The 20,327-nt window shown below is 64.1% G+C and carries 17 protein-coding genes and 4 pseudogenes; 12 read left to right on the plus strand and 9 right to left on the minus strand.

Annotation, left to right across the window (positions count from 1 at the left end):
• The first annotated feature begins 37 nt into the window (after positions 1-37).
• The gene (locus ACTGJ9_RS22970) at positions 38-2,251 is read left to right on the plus strand and encodes a GumC family protein (RefSeq protein ID WP_456672957.1); all 2,214 of its coding nucleotides are present in this window, start codon (positions 38-40) and stop codon (positions 2,249-2,251) included.
• A gap of 21 nt (positions 2,252-2,272) precedes the next feature.
• Here the strand turns inward: ACTGJ9_RS22970 and ACTGJ9_RS22975 are convergent, their stop codons facing one another.
• Positions 2,273-3,454, minus strand: coding sequence for a GNAT family N-acetyltransferase (locus ACTGJ9_RS22975; RefSeq protein WP_456672958.1), 1,182 nt, complete (start codon positions 3,452-3,454; stop codon positions 2,273-2,275).
• A 128-nt stretch (positions 3,455-3,582) separates the two neighbouring features.
• On the opposite strand from ACTGJ9_RS22975, the pseudogene ACTGJ9_RS22980 reads away from it, so the two are divergent.
• Positions 3,583-4,624 (plus strand): annotated as a pseudogene (locus ACTGJ9_RS22980) (polysaccharide deacetylase family protein).
• Here ACTGJ9_RS22980 and ACTGJ9_RS22985 read toward each other — a convergent pair.
• On the minus strand, positions 4,614-4,835 hold the full coding sequence (locus tag ACTGJ9_RS22985) for a DUF2842 domain-containing protein (protein ID WP_045003154.1): 222 nt from the start codon (positions 4,833-4,835) through the stop codon (positions 4,614-4,616). The pseudogene ACTGJ9_RS22980 and the gene ACTGJ9_RS22985 overlap by 11 nt on opposite strands.
• A 108-nt stretch (positions 4,836-4,943) precedes the next feature.
• On the opposite strand from ACTGJ9_RS22985, the gene ACTGJ9_RS22990 reads away from it, so the two are divergent.
• Positions 4,944-6,026 carry a COX15/CtaA family protein gene (locus tag ACTGJ9_RS22990; RefSeq protein ID WP_456672959.1) on the plus strand — a complete coding sequence of 361 codons (1,083 nt, stop codon included), beginning with the start codon at positions 4,944-4,946 and terminating at the stop codon, positions 6,024-6,026.
• A gap of 8 nt (positions 6,027-6,034) precedes the next feature.
• Here ACTGJ9_RS22990 and ACTGJ9_RS22995 read toward each other — a convergent pair whose 3' ends face one another.
• The 6 genes and pseudogenes from ACTGJ9_RS22995 to ACTGJ9_RS23020 all read right to left on the minus strand — a co-directional run bounded on the left by ACTGJ9_RS22995 (position 6,035) and on the right by ACTGJ9_RS23020 (position 12,003).
• Positions 6,035-6,379, minus strand: a complete 345-nt coding sequence (locus ACTGJ9_RS22995; RefSeq protein ID WP_456672960.1) for a hypothetical protein — start codon at positions 6,377-6,379, stop codon at positions 6,035-6,037.
• A 109-nt stretch (positions 6,380-6,488) separates the two neighbouring features.
• The gene (locus tag ACTGJ9_RS23000; RefSeq protein WP_456672961.1) at positions 6,489-7,241 is read right to left on the minus strand and encodes a class I SAM-dependent methyltransferase; all 753 of its coding nucleotides are present in this window, start codon (positions 7,239-7,241) and stop codon (positions 6,489-6,491) included.
• 138 nt (positions 7,242-7,379) lie between these two features.
• Positions 7,380-8,660 carry an O-acetylhomoserine aminocarboxypropyltransferase gene (locus tag ACTGJ9_RS23005; protein ID WP_456672962.1) on the minus strand — a complete coding sequence of 427 codons (1,281 nt, stop codon included), beginning with the start codon at positions 8,658-8,660 and terminating at the stop codon, positions 7,380-7,382.
• 128 nt (positions 8,661-8,788) lie between these two features.
• Positions 8,789-9,373 carry a CoA-binding protein gene (locus tag ACTGJ9_RS23010; RefSeq protein ID WP_456672963.1) on the minus strand — a complete coding sequence of 195 codons (585 nt, stop codon included), beginning with the start codon at positions 9,371-9,373 and terminating at the stop codon, positions 8,789-8,791.
• Between the two features lie 545 nt (positions 9,374-9,918).
• Positions 9,919-11,081: pseudogene (locus tag ACTGJ9_RS23015) on the minus strand (IS110 family RNA-guided transposase).
• Positions 11,082-11,178: 97 nt separating this feature from the next.
• Complete coding sequence (locus tag ACTGJ9_RS23020) at positions 11,179-12,003, minus strand: enoyl-CoA hydratase (protein ID WP_456672964.1); 825 nt, start codon at positions 12,001-12,003, stop codon at positions 11,179-11,181.
• Between the two features lie 86 nt (positions 12,004-12,089).
• Here ACTGJ9_RS23020 and ACTGJ9_RS23025 point away from each other — a divergent pair, with 86 nt between their 5' ends.
• From ACTGJ9_RS23025 to ACTGJ9_RS23050, 6 genes are all read left to right on the plus strand, one after another.
• Positions 12,090-12,518, plus strand: a complete 429-nt coding sequence (locus tag ACTGJ9_RS23025) for a PaaI family thioesterase (RefSeq protein WP_456672965.1) — start codon at positions 12,090-12,092, stop codon at positions 12,516-12,518.
• A gap of 158 nt (positions 12,519-12,676) precedes the next feature.
• Positions 12,677-13,141, plus strand: coding sequence for a 50S ribosomal protein L13 (rplM, locus tag ACTGJ9_RS23030; RefSeq protein WP_456672966.1), 465 nt, complete (start codon positions 12,677-12,679; stop codon positions 13,139-13,141).
• A 1-nt stretch (position 13,142) separates the two neighbouring features.
• Entirely contained in the window at positions 13,143-13,622 is a 480-nt protein-coding gene (rpsI, locus tag ACTGJ9_RS23035; protein ID WP_007611021.1) for a 30S ribosomal protein S9, read from the plus strand.
• Positions 13,623-13,852: 230 nt separating this feature from the next.
• Entirely contained in the window at positions 13,853-15,085 is a 1,233-nt protein-coding gene (locus ACTGJ9_RS23040; RefSeq protein WP_456672967.1) for a diguanylate cyclase, read from the plus strand.
• Positions 15,086-15,142: 57 nt separating this feature from the next.
• On the plus strand, positions 15,143-15,379 hold the full coding sequence (locus tag ACTGJ9_RS23045) for a hypothetical protein (protein WP_456672968.1): 237 nt from the start codon (positions 15,143-15,145) through the stop codon (positions 15,377-15,379).
• Between the two features lie 98 nt (positions 15,380-15,477).
• Positions 15,478-15,774: an antibiotic biosynthesis monooxygenase family protein gene (locus ACTGJ9_RS23050; RefSeq protein ID WP_456672969.1), complete on the plus strand. Its 297-nt coding sequence runs from the start codon at positions 15,478-15,480 to the stop codon at positions 15,772-15,774.
• A 6-nt stretch (positions 15,775-15,780) separates the two neighbouring features.
• Here the strand turns inward: ACTGJ9_RS23050 and ACTGJ9_RS23055 are convergent.
• Positions 15,781-16,916 (minus strand): annotated as a pseudogene (locus ACTGJ9_RS23055) (AI-2E family transporter).
• 256 nt (positions 16,917-17,172) lie between these two features.
• Here ACTGJ9_RS23055 and ACTGJ9_RS23060 point away from each other — a divergent pair.
• The 3 genes and pseudogenes from ACTGJ9_RS23060 to ACTGJ9_RS23070 all read left to right on the plus strand — a co-directional run bounded on the left by ACTGJ9_RS23060 (position 17,173) and on the right by ACTGJ9_RS23070 (position 20,320).
• Complete coding sequence (locus ACTGJ9_RS23060) at positions 17,173-17,946, plus strand: gamma-glutamyl-gamma-aminobutyrate hydrolase family protein (RefSeq protein WP_456672970.1); 774 nt, start codon at positions 17,173-17,175, stop codon at positions 17,944-17,946.
• Positions 17,947-18,183: 237 nt separating this feature from the next.
• Positions 18,184-19,549 (plus strand): annotated as a pseudogene (locus ACTGJ9_RS23065) (NfeD family protein); the annotation flags it as partial.
• A 9-nt stretch (positions 19,550-19,558) separates the two neighbouring features.
• Complete coding sequence (locus tag ACTGJ9_RS23070; protein ID WP_456678598.1) at positions 19,559-20,320, plus strand: slipin family protein; 762 nt, start codon at positions 19,559-19,561, stop codon at positions 20,318-20,320.
• The last annotated feature ends 7 nt before the right edge of the window (positions 20,321-20,327 follow it).

Here is a 20,327-nt window from a genome sequence, read left to right on the forward strand (position 1 = left end):
GATCTACACGAGTGGCGTTGCCCTGCGGGAGTGTTCGATGCGTTTAGCGTTCTGGCGTGCCGGCAAGGACAAGGCCGTCATCGAGCGGGCCGTTTCGAAGGCCAAGCTTGGGACCAAGCCCAGAGTTGAAGCCAGGCCGGCGGCGGTCGTTGCGCAGCCGGCACCTGCCGAATCCGGTGACATCGATCTGCACGCGCTTGGTGGCGCACTCGCGCACAAGCGCGGCTGGATCATCGTGCCGACGGTGCTGGCTCTCGTCGTCTCCGTCGCCGTCATCAATCTCATCACGCCGCGCTACAAATCCGAATCGCGCATCCTGATCGACGGCCGCGAGAACGTCTTCCTGCGGCCGAGCAGCGACCGCAGCACCGAGGAGCGGCAGGCGCTTGATCCCGAGGCGGTCACCAGCCAGGTGCAGCTCGTGCTGTCGCGCGACCTCGCGCGTGAGATCATCAAGAAGAACAAGCTTGCGGAGCGCCCCGAGTTCGACCCGGTGCTGCAAGACGTCTCCCCGCTGAAGTCGCTTGCGGCCCTGGTCGGCATCGGCCGCGATCCGTTCTCGATGACACCGGAAGAGCGCGTGCTCGACGCCTATTACGATCGCCTCCAGGCCTACGCCGTCGACAAGTCGCGCGTCATCGTCGTCGAATTCCAGTCGCAGGATCCCGAGCTGGCGGTGCGCGTCGCCAATTCGATCGCCGACGGCTATCTCGTGCTGCAGCAGAATGCGCGCCAGGATCAGGCCCGCAACGCCAGCCAGTGGCTTTCGGGCGAGATCGAAAATCTGCGCAAGAAGGTCTCCGACGCCGAAGCCAAGGTCGAGGACTTCCGTTCCAAATCGTCGCTTTTCGTCGGCACCAATAACACCACGCTGTCGAACCAGCAGATGGGCGAGGTCAACACTCAGCTCAACAATGCACGTTCGATGAAGGCGGATGCGGAATCCAAGGCGCGGCTGATCAAGGAGATGCTCCAGAGTGGCAAGCCGATCGAAGCTTCCGAGGTCGTGAATTCCGAGCTGATGCGGCGGTTGTCGGAGCAGCGAGTGACGCTGCGGGCCCAACTCGCCGAACAGTCGTCGACGCTGCTCGGAAATCACCCGCGCATCAAGGAGCTGAAGGCACAGCTCGGCGACCTCGACAATCAGATCCGCGACGAGGCGGCCAAGATCTCGCGCTCGCTCGAAAGCGACGCGCGGATCGCCGGCGGCCGGGTCGACGGCCTGATCGCGAGCCTCGAGCAGCTCAAGAAGCAGGCGACCTCGACCAACGGTCAGGATGTCCAGCTGCGGGCACTCGAGCGTGAAGCCAAGGCGCAGCGCGACCTGCTCGAGACCTATCTTGGAAAATACCGCGAGGCCAGCACCCGCGAGAGCATCGATTCCGCGCCGGCGGAAGGCCGCATCATCTCGCGCGCCATCGTCTCCAACACGCCGGCCTATCCGAAGAAGCTGCCGATCGTGCTGATCGCGACGCTGGCGACACTGCTGCTCTCGTCAGGTCTCGTCGTCACCGGTGAGCTTCTGCACCAGACCGCGCCGCGTGCCCTTGCCGCGCTGCCGCGGCCTGTGACTCGCCAGGAGCCGGTCGTGGATGCGGTCGAGCCGGCCCCGCTTCAGCCAACGATGACGGCCAACGCCGATGCCAGCGAATTCGCCGAGATCGGGCAGCTGGCCGAAAGCCTGATGGCGGCAGGAGCGGGTGCAAAGAAGGTCACCGTGCTCGGCACCGCCTCGGGCGATGCCATCACGCTGTCGACGCTGACGCTCGCCCGCCACCTCGCGCGCAACGCGCGCGTCGTCGTGGTCGATCTCGCCGCGTCCTCGCCGACGATTGCTGCGGTGTCGGTCGATCCGATGGCGCCCGGTCTTGCCGAATTGATGCAGGGACAGGTCTCGTTTGCGCAGGTCATCACGCGCGACAAGCTCTCGCGGTTGCATCTGGTCATGGCCGGCCGTCCCGGCTTCGATCGCAGCCTGCTTCAGTCGCCGCGGGTGACGCTCGCGATCGATGCCCTGCTGCGGGCCTACGACCACGTGCTCGTTGACGCCGGCAGTGCCGAAGACTTGCCCGCAGAGCTGCTGACGGCGAGCGCTCGCGCCGTCGTGGTGCCCGATGCCTCGATGGATCTGGATGCGCGCACGCTGATGTGCGAGCAGCTCAAGGCGGTCGGCTTCAGCGAAGTGACGATGCTGAGCCGGCCGGTGCAGCCGTCCGAGGGCATGGAAGGACCCCGCGTGGTGGCGGCGTAAGGAACGGGAGTGCTTCGGTGCTTATCCAAACGCTTGCCGCAGCCGTCGCGCCAGGTCGAACAGCATCTGGTTCTGCTTGACCAGGCGCTTGCCGTGGTTGAGTGAGGACATTGCCATCGCCGCGAGCTTGCCGCGCGAGGTCATGGGCACGAAGCTGTCAAAAATGTCCTCGTCGTCCTTGCAGAACATGCGCTTGTACTCGTCGGTTCCAATACCGAGGTCGAGCGAGCGATAGCCGCGCTCGGCGTAGCGGTCGATGATGTAGCGTATCAGGATCAGACCCGGGCTGTAGCGGGCGTGCTCCGACATCGTGTAGGTGTTGAACATCATCGAGAAGCGCTGGCCGTCGGCGACGCCGGCGAAGATCGCGATCACCTCGTCTTCGCATTCGAGCGCATGAACGTCGATGACACGGCCTTCGCCGCGCGGCGCGAGGCAGGCGCTGCGGATGAACTGCTCGACCCCTAGCTCGGCAAAGACGTTCGGCAGCTTCTGCTCGGCCATCCGGACCGGCTTGACCCGGAAGAACCAGTCGAGCAGGCGGCTGATGTCCGCGTCCGTCGTCGCAAGATGATAGCGATAGCCGGCGAGCGTCTGAAGTTTTTTCTCCTTGCTCTTCAGCCGGCGGCGGAAGGAGTTGCCGATCCGGGATGCGGGCGGGCCACCGGGCTCCATCGTCAGCAGCGGGCAGCCATTGATCGCGCTCTGCTGCGGCAGCAGCGCAAACGGGTTCTGCTGGTCATGCCAGCGTTTCGGCTGCTGCATCAGCGCGAGAACATCGACCCGATCACGTAACGGCGCGAACAGCACGTCGAGATCGGCGGCAACGGCCTCTGCCGCGAACTCTGCGTTCCACAGCGCCATGTTGAAGGTCGTGTGCTTGCCGCCCATGAAGCAGGCCGTGCGCACGCCGTGGCCCTGGCGCAGCGCGAGCGGAAGCAGCGCGAGCGGAGTCTGCTCGGCGTCGCGGGCGATCACGACGAACGGACGGGCGCCTTCGCGTTCTCCGGCCGATCGTTGCCACGAACTCAGGAGATCGAACCGCTGATAGGGCGTGAAGAGATGACCGGGCTCTTCGAGGGCACGCCAAGCCGCCTCAGCCTCTGCAATATCGCTGATGAGGTCGACATGCGCGATGCGGCTCGCTTTCGACCGCGCTGGCGATTCTGCCGTCCGGCTTTGCATCGCCGCAGCCATGGTCATCCGCGAAACCTGTCGAGAAAACGAAAATACGTATTTCGGCCTGTGGCCGACCTTTGCAAATAAATGTCAACAAAGGGTAATGACAATAGCTGAGGGAACGGGCCGCCGGCGAACGCGAAGGTGGGATATTGGCATCCGTCGATAGATGGCCGGAGCGGTTGCGGCTCGAGCTAGCCTGGTTCACCGGCCAGCCGCTGCTGCGCAGCCGTGGCGCCGGCGCAATCCTGCGCTTCGAGCGCGTGCGGCCGCGGCAGAGCGGCGCCTTCCAGCCGCTGCGCCGAAACGAGATCACGCCGCAATTTCTCGATCGCGCCATTCGCGCGCTGAAGCGCTGGAAGTATGATTTTGTCGGCATGGACGAGGTCTGCCGGCGCGCGGTGACGCTGCCGCAGAGGCGGCGCTTCGTGGCGCTCACCTTCGACGGTGCGCCTAAGGACTTCATCAGCTTCGCCTATCCGGTGCTGGCGCGCCACGCCGTGCCGTTCACGCTCTACGTTCCGACCGCCTTTCCGGATGGGATCGGCGAGGCGTGGTGGCTCGGGCTCGAGCAAGTGATCGCGCGCCAGAGCCGCATCAGCCTGATGATGGGCGAGGGAGCAGCGCTTCACCGTCACTGATAATGCGGAGAAGCAGGCGCTGTTTTCGTTCATCGAGAATTGGCTGCGCTCGCTGCCGCCGGCGGAGCTGTCCGCCGCGATCGCCGATCTTTGCACGCGCTACCGGATCGATCTCGCCGCACTTTCGCGCGAGGCGTCGATGGATTGGGAGGATCTGGCCAGGTTAGCTGCCGACCCACTGGTCACGATCGGCAGTGCGACCGTGAACTATCCCGTTCTCGCCAATCTGAAGGACACCGCCGCGTTGCGCGAGATGACGATGGGCAAGGCGGTGGCGGAAGCGGCTTTCCACCGCGAGATCCGGCATCTGGCGTTTCCGTTGGGCGATCGCGGCTCGTTCCGGCGCAGCCACGTCGTGATGGCGGAGGAGGCCGGCTTCGCCAGCGCGGTGTCGACCATCCCGGGCATCGTGGACGCAGAGGGGCGCACCAATCTGCGCGCGCTACCGCGGATTTCCTGGGACGGAAGGGTGCGCTCGCTGCGCGTGATGCGGGTGCTGGTGTCCGGTGTCGCGTTTGCGCCGGTGAAACCGACGGGCAGCGTTACGAGCTAGATTTGGCGCGATCGGGCCGCTGCATCCAACTCACGATCGGCATGGCCGGCAGTACCCAGCCCATGCCGACCACAACGTAGTAGATCGCCTGCCGCCAGCCGGACTCGGCGATCCACGGCATCTGCGCCGCTGCCATGCCGAGCAGGGCCCAGACAGTGGCCAGCACGAGGAGCAGGATGGCGCCGAGGAACTTGCGGGTGCGGATGGTCATGGCGGAATATTGCGGCTTTCGCGTAACTTGCACTGCGTGAGCGGGGACTATAAGGGGCACGCAGTCCGGTTCAAGTAGCTTAGGTACAAGCTTGGTCTTGCCCCTGAAATGACGACGAATTCCGTTCCGAAAAACCCGCATCGCGCCGTGCGCTGGTGGCTGATCTCAGTGGCTGCCCTGATCGCGCTCATGGTGCTGGTCGGCGGCGCGACGCGGCTGACGGAATCGGGCCTGTCGATCGTCGAGTGGAAGCCCGTCACCGGCAGCGTTCCGCCGCTGTCGGAGACGCAATGGACCGACGCATTCGATGCCTACAAGAAGATCCCGCAATATCGCGAGCTCAACGCCGGGATGTCGCTCTCCGAGTTCAAGCAGATTTTCTGGTGGGAATGGAGCCATCGGCTGCTCGGCCGCTTCATCGGCATCGCCTATCTGCTGCCGTTCCTGTTCTTCCTGTGGCGCGGTGGCCTGCCCGGTGAGTTGAAGCGGCGGCTGTGGCTGCTGTTCGGGCTCGGCGGCCTCCAGGGGGCGGTCGGCTGGTGGATGGTGGCGTCAGGTCTGTCCGAGCGGGTCGAGGTGTCGCAATATCGGCTCGCGACGCATCTGGTGCTGGCGCTGCTGATCTTCGCGGGCATCGTCTGGACGGTGCGGCGGCTCGCCGACCGGCCGCAGCCTGCCGTTCCGGCGCGGCTGCGGTTCACCAGCGCGGTGCTGGTGGTCGTGACCTTCATCCAGATCTATTTCGGTGCACTGGTCGCGGGCTTGCGCGCCGGACGCGCCTACAATACCTGGCCGCAGATCGATGGCGCCTTCATTCCGTCCGCGGAGCGGCTGTGGTTCGAGACGCCGTGGTGGCGCAACATGTTCGACAATGTACTGACGGTGCAGTTCGAGCACCGCATGACGGCGTATCTGCTGTTCGCACTGGCGGCACTGCATGCGTTCGACGCGCTGCGTTCACGCGCAGGCTCGGCGGCGAGCGGTGCGCTCTGGCTGCTGGCGGCCGTGAGCGTGCAGGCGGTGCTCGGCATCCTGACGCTGCTTAACCAGGTGCCGATCGATCTCGCGCTTTCGCACCAGGCGGTTGCGATCGTGGTGCTCACGCTTGCGGTGATGCAGGCGGAACGGCTCGCTTCTCGGCAATCGGTTGAGATGCAGCCGCGCGTGATACCGATCGGTCAGGCCGGCTGATCAGCTGGTCAGCAATAGCCGTAGATGCCGCACGCGTAGGGCAGACGCCAGAAATAATCGACCTGATTCCCGCCATAGTATGGGCGCTGATAGTCGTAGTCCCAGGGGCGACCGTAATAACCCGGCAGCGTATATGAGCCCGGCAGCAGCGGCGTGCCCGGCAGATTGCGGATGTAACTGCCGACGCCATAGGCCGGCGAGATCAAGGCATCCGGATCGGTCTCGATATAGACCCTTGGCGGTTCCTGCGGCGGAGCGACGGCCCGCCGCTTCGGCGTCGCCGGCAGATCGGCGGCAACAGCGGCTGAAACGGTCAGCATCGCCGCCAGGGCAGGTACCATCCAGCGCAGCATTTTCGGCTCCGAATCAAAGGCGTGATCCAAAGACCATATATGCGGCAGATGTGGTTAATGACTGTTAACCGCGGTCCGTTCCGTGACGAACTTTCACGCGCTCTGTTGATCAGGCGGGGAAGGTCCTGACCGGGGTGACGACCGCGTCGAATTGAATGCTCACCCTGTTCTTCAGAACGTGCTGGATGACCTCTGTTTCCGACTTGTCGAAAAACTCTTCCCAGTTCGCGGCTTGACCAAACTCTCTCGCGAAATCGACCTCGGCGAATTTTCCAAGGAAGAGGGCCGTGACGTCAGATTCATTGTTCTTCGCGAACAAATGCTTTTGTCCCGACTTCTTCATGTACAGGCCGATCATGCGGAGCGCCTTGTAGACTAGCGTGCTGTCGTGAAAGAGAACGATCGCATCGCTCTTCACCAGCGGAAGCGTCCACAGGAAGTCCCTGAAGCAGGCGATGTCGGTGTGCTCGCCGTCGATGAAAGCGATGTCGAAGCTGTTTTCCGCCCCCTGGACCGAATCCACCGAGCCGTCGAACGTTGTCAGCTTGGACGTCGGAACGCCACGAGACACCAGATTGTCGACCATGGTCTGGTGCGTGATCCCGGAATAGTCGTACCTGGCGCCCCTCTCGTCCGGCTGTTGCCGCCCCCTTTCATCGATTGAAAGCACCGCCTTGCATGCGGGGTCGAGCAGAAACGGGGTCAGGCTCCCGCCGAGATAGGAGCCGATCTCGACGAAAGAAAACGAGCCCAGCGCTCTCTTGGCGAGAGCTATGGTCTGCAACAAGAACCTTTTATCGTGAGCGCTGGTTTGCGAGGGAATTGGGAAAAGCGTTTCGATGTCCGGCACGGCGATATTCATGGCCATCCTTGGGCAGTCGCGATCATGATGCCCGGTTGAACCGTGGGAGCGTTGAGCGACCGTAGCGACGGAAGCTGGCGCGGAGCCTTCGGCATGGCGCTGCGCCAGATCCCGGTCCGGATGGACGGCGTTGAAGCGCTACGCGCTCAGCGCCTGCTCCAGGTCTGCGATCAGGTCTTCCTTGTCCTCGATGCCGATCGAGAGCCGGACCACGTCGGGCCCGGCACCGGATTTGATCTTGGCGGCGTCGTCGAGCTGGCTGTGCGTGGTCGAGGCCGGGTGGATGACGAGCGAGCGGGTGTCGCCGACATTGGCCAGATGCGAGAACAGTTGCAACTTCGACACCAAATTGACGCCGGCGTCATAGCCGCCCTTCAGGCTGAAGGTGAACACGGCGCCCGCGCCCTTCGGTGCGTATTTGCGCGCGAGCTGGTTGTATTTGTCGCTTGCCAACCCGGCATAGTTCACCGAGGACACCGCGGAATGGCCGGCGAGGAATTCGGCGACGGCCTTGGCGTTGTCGCAGTGCTTCTGCATGCGCAGCGGCAGCGTCTCGATGCCGGTGAGGATCATGAAGGCATTGAACGGCGACAGGGCGGGCCCGAGATCGCGCAAGCCGAGCACGCGGCAGGCGATGGCGAAGGCGAAATTGCCAAACGTCTCCTGAAGGCGGATGCCGTGATATTCCGGCCGCGGCTCCGACAGCATCGGATATTTTCCGCCGGTCGACCAATCGAAGGTGCCGGCATCGACGATGATGCCGCCGAGCGAATTGCCGTGGCCGCCGAGGAACTTCGTCAGCGAGTGCACGACGATGTCGGCGCCGTGGTCGATCGGGCGGATCAGGTAGGGCGAGGCCAGCGTGTTGTCGACGATCAAGGGCACGCCCGCCTTGCGCGCCACCGTCGAGATCGCCTCGATGTCGGTGATGCTGCCGGCGGGGTTGGCGATGGACTCGATGAAGATCGCCTTCGTGCGCGGGGTCACCGCCCGCTCGAAGCTGGCGACGTCATCGGGATCGGCCCACACCACGTTCCAGCCGAAGCTCTTGAACGCATGCGAGAACTGGTTGATCGAGCCGCCATAGAGTTTTCGCGCGGCGATGAACTCGTCGCCGGGCTGGAGCAATTGCTGCAGCACCACGACCTGCGCGGCATGGCCCGAGGCCACTGCAAGTGCGGCGGTGCCGCCCTCGAGCGCGGCCACGCGCTCTTCCAGCACCGCATTGGTGGGGTTGCCGATGCGGGTATAGATGTTGCCGAACGCCTGCAGGCCGAACAGCGAGGCGGCGTGGTCGGCGTCGTTGAATACGAACGATGTCGTTTGATAAATCGGAGTCGCGCGCGCACCGGTGGTGGGATCGGGCTGTGCACCGGCATGCACGGCGAGGGTCGAAAATCCCGGAAGGCGATCGCTCATTGGGGCGTCCTGTTCTCATGGTCTGAAATCGCGCGCCATGCTGATCGGCGCCGCGCCCGTCGTCAAGCCGCGGCTTCACAGGGTCGGCGCTGCGCATTGTCACGCTCGCGCAATGGAGATCTATCGCGTCAGCTTTGCTCGCTTTTGTTTTTGGCAGCACGGTCGGAGGCCGCGGTCTCGCCGCCGCCGACACTCATCCGATTGAGGGATAGCCGCATGCCTTGCGTCGGCGCAGGCGGCCGCTTGGAACTGAGCGTGCGCGAATTGACGCCCATCCAGGAAATTTCCGACGACAGCCGGCCATATTCGATTTTTGGGCAGCGGTTCATCACGACCTTGACGCCCGCGGCCTCGGCCTTTTCCGCCGCCGCATCGTCACGCGCGCCAAGCTGCATCCAGATCACCTTCGGCAGCGGGTCGAGTGTGAGGGCTTCCTCGACGACCGGCATGATGTGGCTGGAGTTGCGAAAAATGTCGATCATGTCGACGGGACGCCCGATGTCGCGGAGCGAGGCGACGAAGGGCTTCCCGAGCAGCTCCTTGCCGACATGACCCGGATTGATCGGGATCATGTCGTAGCCACGCTGCACCAGATATTTGAACGCGAAATAGCTCGGCCGCACGTTGACGGGCGAGGCGCCGACCATCGCGATCGACTTCACGCTGTTGAGGATGCTGCGGATGTAGTTGTCGGGATAGGCGTCGTGGTTCATCTGACTCATCTTTTTGCTGTCATTGCGAGGAGCGAAGCGACGAAGCAATCCAGCCTGTTCCGCCGAGGGAATTTCTGGATTGCTCACATGGGGATTAGGTGTGTCAAGGCGGTTGTTCAGCTCTTTGTTCGATTGCAGGCCAGCTCTTCGTCCCGACCGCGGGATGTTTCGGATGGCGCGCGGAGATCGCGTCAAGGTCGGCTCGTTAGAGCCGCCGCGCAGCGGCTTGACCTTGACGTGATCGAGCACGCCATCAGGCTTGTGTGGTCGGGAGGCCGCGGGCGAACTACTCCTTATGGTTCAGCGATCTCAGGGTCGAGCCGGTTTTGACAATCTGGTTTTGCGTGCCAGATCAAACTCACATCCGGTCGTCGCGCGGTAGTGACTGCACCAACATTCCGCTTGCGGCGGGCAGGCTCGAGAGGACGGGACCATTCTTCGTTGCGGCGTTTGAAGCCATGCAATCCATCGGTTCGTCCACCCCGGATCGGCCGAGGCTGATCGTTCCTCGGCTGATTGGTTTTAAGGCTGCGGGAAGCGTTGCATCAGGCGACGGTCTTCATCACGGCTCCCTCGATCACGACGCCGGCGGTCACGTACTTCCACAAGGCCACGAGCAGCTTGCGGGCCAGCGCCACGATCGTGCGCTTGCGGCCGCGCTGGCTGTTGCCTTGAACCACTGGGTCAGCGCCGATTGAGGCTGGTGGCGTATCCACAACCAGGCGAGCTGGATCATCGTGGTCCTCAGCCGCGGATTGCCGGCCTTCGACACCCCTTGTTCGCGCTCGATGCCGCCGCTCCGCCATGGCGTGGCCGCAAGACCGGCATAGGACGCAACCTGACGGCGGTTGGCGAATTGCCGCCAGAACGCCTCCGTCCAGAGAACGGCCGCGAAGTTCGGGCCCATGCTCTTCAGGGCGAGCAGCATCGTGACGGGATCCGCCTTCTCCCCGGCTGGCTTGCTCACGACCAGCAACGCCTCCTGCTCGCGCTCCACCGCCGCGATCTGGTCGAGCAGCAGTTCGAGACGATCGAGCTCGCGGCTGATCTGGGCCTTCAGATGCGCCGGCAGCATGCGCCCATCTCCGGTCCGCAAGGCTTCGAGCCGTGCCCGTCGATCGCGCCGCAGCGGCACGTAGCCGAATATCCCTTGCGCGAACAGAACGCCCTTGATCCGGTTCACATGCTCGATCCGCTCGGCGATCAATGTCCGCCGCTCGCGGCAAAGCCTGCGGCGGTCCTCCGCTTCCGGAGAGGGCGCCACCACCATCGCGCAGACCCGCGGCTCGCCGCGCTTATAGGCCAGAAGCGCCCGCAACAGCGTCTCGCCATCGAGCCGATCCGTCTTGGCCCGCCTGCGCCGGCGCGGCGTCGCAATCGAGGCCGGATCGACCACGTGGCTCTCGATGCCTTCCTGCTGCAAAGCGCGGTGCAGCCAGAACCCGTCCAGCCCCGCCTCCTGGATCGTGATGATCGGATAGCTCTCACCCGTTCGCGCCTGTGCCTTGCGCTTCAGCTCCGCAAACAGCTTCAAGAGTTCCGCAAGATCGCCGGCCTCCACGCTGCGCTTCGACATCTTCTCGCCCTTGCCGGGCGACAGCGAGGTCACCAGCCATGTCGAGCGGCTCAGTTCCAATGACACGAAAATTGCGCCAAACTGCGTGCGGATAGCGGCCAGTCCGTCGGAAGGATGATCGAGCAACATCATTGTCTCCAGGTTGAGTGTTTCAGCAACCTCAGTCTGGCCTCAGACTTGGCTGCTATCCACTCCCCATGGAATCTTCGCTTCGCTCGCAATGACGGAATTATTCATCCCGCCATGTCGGCGTGCGCTTCTCGATGAAGGCGCCGATGCCTTCCTCGGCGTCGCGGGCCATCATGTTCTCGGTCATCACCTCTGCCGCATAGCGATAGGCGTCCGCAAGACTCATCTCGGCCTGGCGGTAGAACGCCTCCTTGCCGAGCTTGACGGTGTAGGCCGATTTCAGCGCGACTTGTTGGGCAAGCGCGATCGCGGCGTCGCGCTCGGTGCCGGCGGCGACCACGCGATTGACGAGACCGATCTCGCGGGCGCGCGCGGCCGGGACCGGCTCGCCCGTGAGCAGCATCTCCATCGCCTGCTTGCGGGGCACATTGCGCGATAGCGCCACCATCGGTGTCGAGCAGAACAGGCCGATGTCGACACCGGGCGTGGCGAAGCTCGCCGCCTCCGACGCGATCGCAAGGTCGCAGCTCGCCACCAGCTGGCAGCCGGCCGCGGTCGCGATGCCCTGGACAGCAGCGACGACCGGTTTCGGCAGATGCACGATGGCCTGCATCATCGCGCTACAGGCATTCATCATCTCTGCGAAGAAGGCGCGGCCGCGATCGGGATCGGTGCGGCGTGCGGTCAGCTCCTTCATGTCGTGACCGGCCGAGAAGGCGGGACCGTTGGCGGCGATCACGACCCCGCGGATGGCCTTGTTGTCGCGGATCTCATCGAGCTCGACACGCAGGGAGGCGATCGTCGCTTGCGACAGGCTGTTGCGCGCGGCCGGTCGGTTCAGCGTCAGCACGGCGATGGGGCCGACCATTTCGCGCAGCAGAATTGGCGGTTGCGGAGAGGGGGCGCGGGCGGCGTGGGCGGACATTGCGGCGTTTCCGGTTGGATTATTACGTTTGGATGATGCAGATAACTTAATGTAACAGGCGATGTGAAGCGAGGGTGGGGAACAGCATGGCGTTAGCGAAAATGAGCGTGGCGGAGGTCGAGCAGTTTCTCCGCGACGAGTTTCCCCAGGCCTTCGGCGGCGACGACATCACGATCGAGAGCGCGGACGGCCAGACCTGCCTTTTGCGCCAGCGCTTCAGCGAACGGATGCTGCGGCCGGGCGGAACCGTGTCCGGCCCCACGCTGATGGCGCTGGCCGATTTCGCCATGTACGTGGTGCTGCTGTCGGCGATCGGGCCGATCGGGCTCGCGGTGACCACCAATCTCAACATCAATTTCCTGCGCAAGGGCCAGCCCGGGCAGGATGTGCTGGCGGAGGCCCGGCTGCTCAAGCTCGGCAAGCGCCTTGCGGTCGGGGAGGTGAACCTGTTGTCTGGGACCTCGCCGGATCCGATCGCCCATGTCACATCGACCTATTCCATTCCAAATGTTTGATCTTTTTGCAGGTACTATAGCACCATATTTTTAAGATACTGATTTTGTTGATATAATTTAGATCTTCGGGCATTGACCGTTGCGAGGCTCTTCTCTAGAAAGCCGCGCAGTCCGGTGCGGTGTTCGCGCCGCTATTCCCCGTCCACGGAAACTCTGACATGAAAACCTTTTCGGCAAAGCCGGCCGAGGTGACGAAGAAGTGGGTGCTGATCGACGCCAAGGGTCTGGTCGTCGGCCGTCTCGCCACCATCGTCGCCATGCGTCTGCGCGGCAAGCACCTCCCGACCTACACCCCGCACGTTGATTGCGGCGATAACGTCATCATCATCAACGCCCAGCATGCTGTCCTCACCGGCCGCAAGCGCGAGCAGAAGACCTACTACAAGCACACCGGCTATGTCGGCCACGTCAAGGAGCGCACCGCGCGCCAGATCCTTGAAGGCAAGCATCCCGAGCGCGTGCTCGAGAAGGCCGTCGAGCGCATGATCCCGCGTGGTCCGCTCGGCCGCGTCCAGATGGGCAACCTCCGCGTCTATGGCGGTGCTGATCATCCGCACGAGGCCCAGACGCCCGAGCAGATCGACATCGCCAAGTTGAACCGCAAGAACACGAGGGCCGCATAACATGGCCGAATCCATTCAGTCGCTCGACCAGCTCTCGCAGCTCAAGACCGCGGCGGCGCCCGATGCGCCCAAGCACGAGAAGAAGGTCGACAAGTTCAATCGCGCCTACGCCACCGGCAAGCGCAAGGACGCGGTCGCCCGCGTCTGGATCAAGCCGGGCGCCGGCAAGGTCACCGTCAATTCGCGCGAGGTCGAGGTCTATTTTGCCCGTCCCGTGCTGCGCATGATGATCGAGCAGCCGTTCTCCGTGGCCGCCCGTTCCGGTCAGTACGACGTGATCTGCACCGTCGCCGGCGGCGGTCTGTCCGGTCAGGCCGGTGCTGTTCGCCACGGCATCTCCAAGGCGCTCACCTATTTCGAGCCCGAGCTGCGCACCGTGCTCAAGAAGGGCGGCTTCCTCACCCGCGACTCCCGCGTGGTCGAGCGCAAGAAGTACGGCAAGGCCAAGGCCCGCCGGTCCTTCCAGTTCTCGAAGCGTTAATCGCTTCGGTCACATTCGCCGCGAAAGCGGCTTCAATGAGATGCAAAAAGGGCGCTGATTTCAGCGCCCTTTTTGCTGTTCGTTTGTATGCAAATTGAAGACGAGTTTCCCGAAAACTTGGGCTCCCGTGAAAACCTGAATGGAAGGCGCGGGACATAGCGTCGCATCCGGAAGGGCGCGCAAATCGGATGTGCCGATCGCGTAACTGCTATGTTCAAGAGGGGGTCGACATGATGTCGCTCGATAGCATCACGCTCTATTTGGTCGCCACGATGGTCGCCGCATTGCTCGGCGCCATGATGGTGTTTTTCGGCAGACAGGAGAACAGCCCCGCGCTGAAATGGTGGGGCACCGCTTATCTGCTCGGCGCAGCCTCCGTCGCGCTGTGGACGGCGACGGGCGACAAGCTCGGCCCGCACCTCTCTCTCGCATTGAACGCGGTCGGCTTCGTCGCCTGCGGCATGGTGTGGAATGCGGCGCGCGTCTTCCACGGCCGCAAGCCGAATTGGGCCGGCCTCGTGCTCGGCGCGCTCGCCTGGATCGCGACGGTGATGCTGCTCGATCCCACCGCGTCCATGCTGCGCATGATCGTCGGCGCCGGCATTGTCTCGGTCTATGCGGCGTTGACCGCGAGCGAGCTCTGGGTCGAACGGCGCAAGAGCCTGCAACGACGCTGGCCGGCTTTCGTGGTGCCGGTGATGCACGGCGGCGTGCTGATGCTGCCGATCCTGCTCGGCAGCTTCCTGCGCCCGAACGATGCCGGCTTCTCCGGCAGCGTCTGGGTCACCGTGTTCGCGGTCGAGCTCGTGCTCTATGCCGTCGGCACCGTGTTCGTGATCTTCATGCTGGTGTCGGAGCGCACGGTGACGGCGCACCGCACTGCCGCGTCGACCGATCCGCTGACGGGCATGCTCAACCGCCGTGGCTTCTCGGAAGCTTGTGCGCGGATGATCGAGCGCGAGGCCAAGGGCGGCCGCCCGGTCACGGTGATGATCTTCGACATCGACCATTTCAAGTCGATCAACGACCGCTTCGGCCATCCCGCCGGCGACGAGATGCTGAAGCTGTTTTCGACCGTGGTGATCAACAATCTGCGCATCTCGGACCTGTCGGGCCGCATCGGCGGCGAGGAGTTCGCGGCCCTGCTGCCGTGCGCGCTGGAGGAGGGTGTGCTGGTCGCCGAGCGCGTACGCGAGGCGTTCGAGACCTCCGGTGTCGTCGTCGATGACGGCCCGGTCGACACCACCGTCAGCATCGGTGTGGCCGGCGGCCCCGCCGGCACCGAGCTCGAGGTGCTGCTGGCCTCGGCCGATACCGCGCTCTACCAGGCCAAGCGCGGCGGCCGTAACCGTGTCGAGGCCGCGGAGGAGCTGCCGTTGTCGCTGGAAAACTGGCGCCGCCAGAGCGCCGCGCGGATCGGTGCCGCGAAGCCGGACTCCAAGACACAGCCGGCCACGGCCTGAGACGATAGGGCTTCGCGGTAATCCCCTGTTTACCATTCGGTTCCTACCATTGCGGTCATGGAATCGATCCGTCCCCAGAACCCGCAGGCAGCCCTGATGTCGCTCGAAGCCGCGGCGGTCTCGACGCGCGGCGGCTTCGCTTGTCTGTTCTCGACCGCGGACGAATACGAGACCGCGCTGATTGCCGAGCGCCGCGCTCAGGGGCGCTACACGCAGAGCCGCAGCTATTGGCCGATCGCGCTGTTTCTCGGTTGCGCGCTCATCGTTGCTGGCACCGTGTTGCTTTTTGCCTGAGAGCGCCGCATTTTCGGCCGGGCAGGGCGCCGTTTCGGCGCCTTTTTCTTTGGTGCCAGCTGCGGTAGATTCGCTCACCAAGCAAAGGGTGGAAACCGATGATCACCGAGATCGCGCAAATCGACGTCAAGCCGGGCAGCGAGAAGGATTTCGAGGCCGCCGTCGCCAAGGCCAAGGCCGCCTTCGGCCGCTCCAGGGGCTTTCACGGGTTTGAGCTGCACAGATCGATCGAAAAGCCGCAGCGCTACCGGCTGATGGTGAAATGGGCGACGCTGGAGAACCACACCGTCGATTTTCGCGGCTCCGATAATTTCACGGAATGGCGCGGACTCGTTGGCCAGTATTTTGCCTCGCCCCCGGAAGTCGAGCACACCGAGACCGTGCTGACGACCTGATCGGGGTCAGGCCGCCGCTGCGAGAGGCGGCGTCTCATACGTCTTGAAATGGTCGATCATGACCTTGGCGATGGCGACGAGTGGCAGCGCCAGCGCCAGGCCCCAGACTCCGAAGACGACGCCGAGCAGGATCTGGAACGCGAACAGCGTGGCCGGCGGAATGTCCAGCGCCTGGCGCTGGAGCAGCGGCGTCAGCACGTAGCTCTCCATCGCGTGCACGCCCAGGAACAGGATCAGCGCCGATAGCGCGGGAATCCACCCTGACGCGAGGCTCGCCAGCACCACCACGACGCCGGCGATGATGGCGCCGACGGTCGGGATGAAGGCGAGCAGGCCGGCCTGGATTCCCAGGATGAACGAGCCCGGAATGCCGATGATGGCAAGCCCGATCCAGGTCACCACGCCGACCGCCAGCATGACGATGATTTGCGCGATCAGCCAACGCTCCAGCGTCTCGCCGATGCGGTCGATGACAAGGGTCGTGCGAATGCGATGTTTCGCCGGTGCGAGAAACAGCAGGCCGTCGTGATAGACGCGGGGTTGCGCCGCGAAGGCCAGCCCCAGGAACAGCACGATGAAGATGTTGCCGACGGCGCTGATCGCCCCGAACAGCAGCTTGAAGGTCTGGCTCACGATCGCCCCGCCGCTGGAGGCAAGCGCGCCGGCGCCCGGCAATGGGCCGTGTGCGTTCGAACTCGGGGCAGGCGTCGAGGCCGCGTCGCTGGTGGAAGAGGCGGGCGCGGCGCTGCCGAGATCAAAGAAGCTGGTGTCGATGCCGCGATTATCGAGGAAGGATTTGACGTGTGCAATCTGCGATTTGATGGTGTTGCTGAGCAGTGAAGCCTGCTCGGCGATGGTGGCGCCGCCGAGATAGGCCACCCCGCGAGCATCAGAGCGAGTGCCGTACAGACGATCGCGAGCCGCAACGGATGCGGCAGGTGCACGCGTCGTCCGAGCGCGTTGGTCAGCGCGTTGAGCCCGACGCCCAGCAGCATCCCGGCAAAGATCAGGAGCAGGGTCGCGGCAAAATACCAGGTGAAGGCCAGTAGGGTGGCAAACAGCACGACGCCGATGCCCCCAAACGACATGGCCCAGGCGAGGTCGGTGCGGGTCCGGGACCGTTCATCTGTGGGATTGGTCACATCGTTTCCTTTTCGAAGGCGGCAGGACCACTCTTTCGTGAAATCCCCTCAGGGAGCAAGCTGCAGCCGCGCGCCGGTTTGACGCGACCGGGACCTCCTGGGGCCAACGCCGGCCCCTTGAAGGAGTGCCATGGCCGTCATCCCATGGGCATTTGCGCGAAATAGCATTGCCGTCCCGCGATCCCTTCTGTTGAATTTGTTCCCTCCGAAGGGCATCTTTGGAGAATCTTCTTCGGCGGGGAGGTCGGAACGGGAGATGAGAAAGCCGGTCGTCGGCGTGATCGGGAACGCCCATCGCGTCGAAAATCGATTTCAGGTCCAGATGGTCGGCGAGCGCAATTTGCGCGCCGTGGCCGAGGTCTCCGGCGGCTTGCCGATGATGTTCGCGGGCTCGCCCGACATCACCGATATCGCCGCTCTGCTCGATACCGTCGACGGCATCGTGCTCACCGGGGCGCGCGCCAACGTGCACCCGACCCGCTTCAACGTCGACCCCTGCCAGAAGCACGAGCCTTACGACATCCATCGCGACGAGGTCGCGCTCGCGCTCTCCGTCGCCTGCGTTGCACGCGGCATCCCGCTGTTCGGCATCTGCCGGGGCCTGCAGGAGATGAACGTTGCCTTCGGCGGTTCGCTGCATCCGGAGATCCGCGAAATCCCGGGCCGCATGAACCACCGCATGCCCCGGCTCGAAAATGGCGAGATCCATCCCGATCCGACCGTCGTATTCGCCGACCGTCACGACGTCGATCTCACGCCGGGAGGCGCGTTCGCAACGCTCCTCGGCTGCGAGAAGATCCGGGTCAATTCGCTGCACGGGCAGGGCATCCTCGATCCCGGCAAGCGCGTGCTGATCGAAGGTATCGCCGAGGACGGCACCATCGAAGCGATTCGCATCGGCGAAGCGGCGACCTTCGCACTCGGTGTGCAATGGCACGCCGAATACGACCCGCAGCGCAATCCCGTCAACCGCAAGCTGTTCGAGGCTTTTGGCGAGGCGATGGTGGCGAAGCAGAGGGCGGCGGCATAGGGCGCATAGCGCCGTCGCTCCAATCGCATCGTCGTTGCGAGCGCGCAGCCAGCCCGCGGACTTGCCGACGTTGGCACCGGTCGGATCACAAACGAAAGGCCGCTCCTTTCGGACGCGTTTTGCTTGTCCGCAGTTCGATCGCATCCATTGCATCGCACAATCGCGGCTGCGGACGACAAGCCTCCGCATTGAGGTTTAAGAGACGAACGCCATATCTTCGGCAAGGGAGCCCTTGCCGTGCAGACCATGAAGGCGGCCCGCGTTGCGGCGATCGGCATCGTCGCCTTTCTTTCCTGTCTCCGTCCCGGCTCAGCGGAGGAGAATCGCCGCCTTGCACTCACTGTCACAATCGACGGAGCCATTGGCCCGGCGTCGGCCAGCTACGTAAAGGAGGCACTGGCAAAAGCGAGTGAGCGGCGCGCTGAGATCGTGCTTCTGACAATGAACACTCCCGGCGGCCTGAACTCCAGCATGCGCGAGATCATCGCAGATGTGCTCGGCTCGTCCGTTCCCGTCGTCGGCTACGTCGCTCCTCCGGCGCCCATGCGGCGAGTGCGGGGACCTACATCCTCTATGCGACCCACATCGCGGCAATGGCGCCAGGCACCAATATTGGTGCCGCGACGCCGGTGCAGATTGGCGGACCGCTTCCCGGTCTGCCGAGTGGTGCACCTGAGAAGGACAGCAGGGACAAGAAGGATGAGCCGAAGGACGCGATGACGGCGAAGGTGACGAACGATGCCGTCGCCTTCATCCGCAGCCTCGCCGAACTGCGCGGCCGCAATGCCGATTGGGCCGAGAAGGCGGTCCGAGGGGCCGCCACCCTATCCGCCAATGGGGCGTTGCAGGCGCACGCCATCGACCTCGTCGCGCGCGATGCGGCCGACCTGCTCAGGCAAATCGATGGTCGCGTTGTCGAGGTCGCGGGCGGCGCGACGCAGCGCCTGGAAACGCAGAACGCGGTCATCGAAGCCGTCGACCCCGGGTGGATCTCCCGATTCCTGGCGGTCATCACCGACCCCAACGTCTCGCTCATTCTCCTGATGGTCGGCATCTACGGCCTGATCTTCGAGTTCGTGTCGCCCGGTGCAGTCGCTCCGGGGTGGTCGGGACGATCTGCCTGCTGCTCGGCCTCTACGCCCTCAATCTGCTGCCGATCAATTATGCCGGACTCGGCTTGATGCTGGTCGGGATCGCGCTCCTCGCGATTGAGGCGTTCAATCCGACCGTCGTGATCGGCCTTGGGGGCGTCGTCGCCTTTGTGCTGGGCGCCATCATGCTGGTCAGGGTCGAAGCGCCGGGGTACCGGCTGTCGTGGTCGGTCATCGCCGTCGTCGCCGCGATGCTCGCCGGTTTCGTTCTGGTCGTGCTTGGCGCGCTTCAGCGGGCCCGCCGCGGTCCGCCACGGGTTGGCGCGCAGGCCATGCGAGGCCTGAGCGCCGAGGTCCTCGACTGGAACGAGAACGAGGGGCATGTCTTTACGCATGGCGAGCGCTGGCAAGCGCGCAGCGCCGATAGCTTCAGGCCCGGCGAGAGGGTCGAGGTCGCCAATATTGCCGGCTTGACGCTGGTGGTCCGGCGTCCGAACCCTGCGAGCGGCAAGGAGGCCAATCTGATGATTGAATATTCGATGTACGCAGTGCTTGCGCTGATCGTCATCCTGTTTCTTACCCAGGCCGTTCGTATCCTCAGGGAATACGAGCGCGGCGTTATCTTCACGCTCGGCCGCTTCACCGGCGTGAGGGGGCCGGGCCTCATCATCCTGATTCCGGTCGTGCAGCAACTCGTCAAGGTCGATCTCAGGGTGATGGTGCAGGTCGTGCCTCCCCAGGATGTGATTTCGCGGGACAACGTCTCGGTCAAGGTCAATGCGGTTCTCTACTTCCGCATCGTCGATCCCGAGCGCGCCATCATCAAGGTCGGCGACTACATGGCCGCGACCAGTCAGCTCGCCCAGACCACGCTGCGCTCGGTGCTTGGTAAGCACGAACTCGACGAGATGCTCGCCGAACGCGACCGGCTGAACGCCGACATCCAGGAGATTCTCGACAAGCAGACCGACGTCTGGGGCATCAAGGTCACAGGAATCGAAATCAAGGACGTCGATCTCAACGAAACCATGGTGCGCGCGATCGCCAAGCAGGCCGAGGCGGAACGGTTGCGGCGCGCGAAGGTGATCAACGCGATGGGCGAACAGCAGGCCGCCGAAAAGCTGGTCGAAGCCGGCCGGATTCTCGCGCAAGAGCCGCAGGCGATGCAGCTGCGTTATTTCGCGGCTCTGCACGACATCGCAGGCGAGCGGTCGTCAACCATTGTCTTCCCGCTGCCGGCAGGCCTGCTCGATCATCTGATTCCGCGGCGTGAGAACCCGTAGCCGGCAG

This window comes from Bradyrhizobium sp. RDM12, from assembly GCF_051917485.1.
Taxonomy (GTDB): Bacteria; Pseudomonadota; Alphaproteobacteria; order Rhizobiales; family Xanthobacteraceae; genus Bradyrhizobium.

Bases quoted from the DNA above. Each gene is read 5' to 3' on its own strand.
- ACTGJ9_RS23050 (WP_456672969.1), top strand. From the start codon at position 15,478: ATGATCACCGAGATCGCGCAAATCGACGTCAAGCCGGGCAGCGAGAAG.
- ACTGJ9_RS23005 (WP_456672962.1), bottom strand. From the start codon at position 8,660: ATGAGCGATCGCCTTCCGGGATTTTCGACCCTCGCCGTGCATGCCGGT.
- ACTGJ9_RS22995 (WP_456672960.1), bottom strand. From the start codon at position 6,379: ATGCTGCGCTGGATGGTACCTGCCCTGGCGGCGATGCTGACCGTTTCA.
- ACTGJ9_RS23060 (WP_456672970.1), top strand. From the start codon at position 17,173: ATGAGAAAGCCGGTCGTCGGCGTGATCGGGAACGCCCATCGCGTCGAA.
- ACTGJ9_RS23010 (WP_456672963.1), bottom strand. From the start codon at position 9,373: ATGAACCACGACGCCTATCCCGACAACTACATCCGCAGCATCCTCAAC.
- ACTGJ9_RS23020 (WP_456672964.1), bottom strand. From the start codon at position 12,003: ATGTCCGCCCACGCCGCCCGCGCCCCCTCTCCGCAACCGCCAATTCTG.
- ACTGJ9_RS22975 (WP_456672958.1), bottom strand. From the start codon at position 3,454: ATGACCATGGCTGCGGCGATGCAAAGCCGGACGGCAGAATCGCCAGCG.
- ACTGJ9_RS23025 (WP_456672965.1), top strand. From the start codon at position 12,090: ATGGCGTTAGCGAAAATGAGCGTGGCGGAGGTCGAGCAGTTTCTCCGC.
- ACTGJ9_RS23040 (WP_456672967.1), top strand. From the start codon at position 13,853: ATGATGTCGCTCGATAGCATCACGCTCTATTTGGTCGCCACGATGGTC.
- ACTGJ9_RS23000 (WP_456672961.1), bottom strand. From the start codon at position 7,241: ATGAATATCGCCGTGCCGGACATCGAAACGCTTTTCCCAATTCCCTCG.
- ACTGJ9_RS22985 (WP_045003154.1), bottom strand. From the start codon at position 4,835: ATGACCATCCGCACCCGCAAGTTCCTCGGCGCCATCCTGCTCCTCGTG.
- ACTGJ9_RS22990 (WP_456672959.1), top strand. From the start codon at position 4,944: ATGACGACGAATTCCGTTCCGAAAAACCCGCATCGCGCCGTGCGCTGG.
- rpsI (WP_007611021.1), top strand. From the start codon at position 13,143: ATGGCCGAATCCATTCAGTCGCTCGACCAGCTCTCGCAGCTCAAGACC.
- rplM (WP_456672966.1), top strand. From the start codon at position 12,677: ATGAAAACCTTTTCGGCAAAGCCGGCCGAGGTGACGAAGAAGTGGGTG.
- ACTGJ9_RS22970 (WP_456672957.1), top strand. From the start codon at position 38: ATGCGTTTAGCGTTCTGGCGTGCCGGCAAGGACAAGGCCGTCATCGAG.
- ACTGJ9_RS23045 (WP_456672968.1), top strand. From the start codon at position 15,143: ATGGAATCGATCCGTCCCCAGAACCCGCAGGCAGCCCTGATGTCGCTC.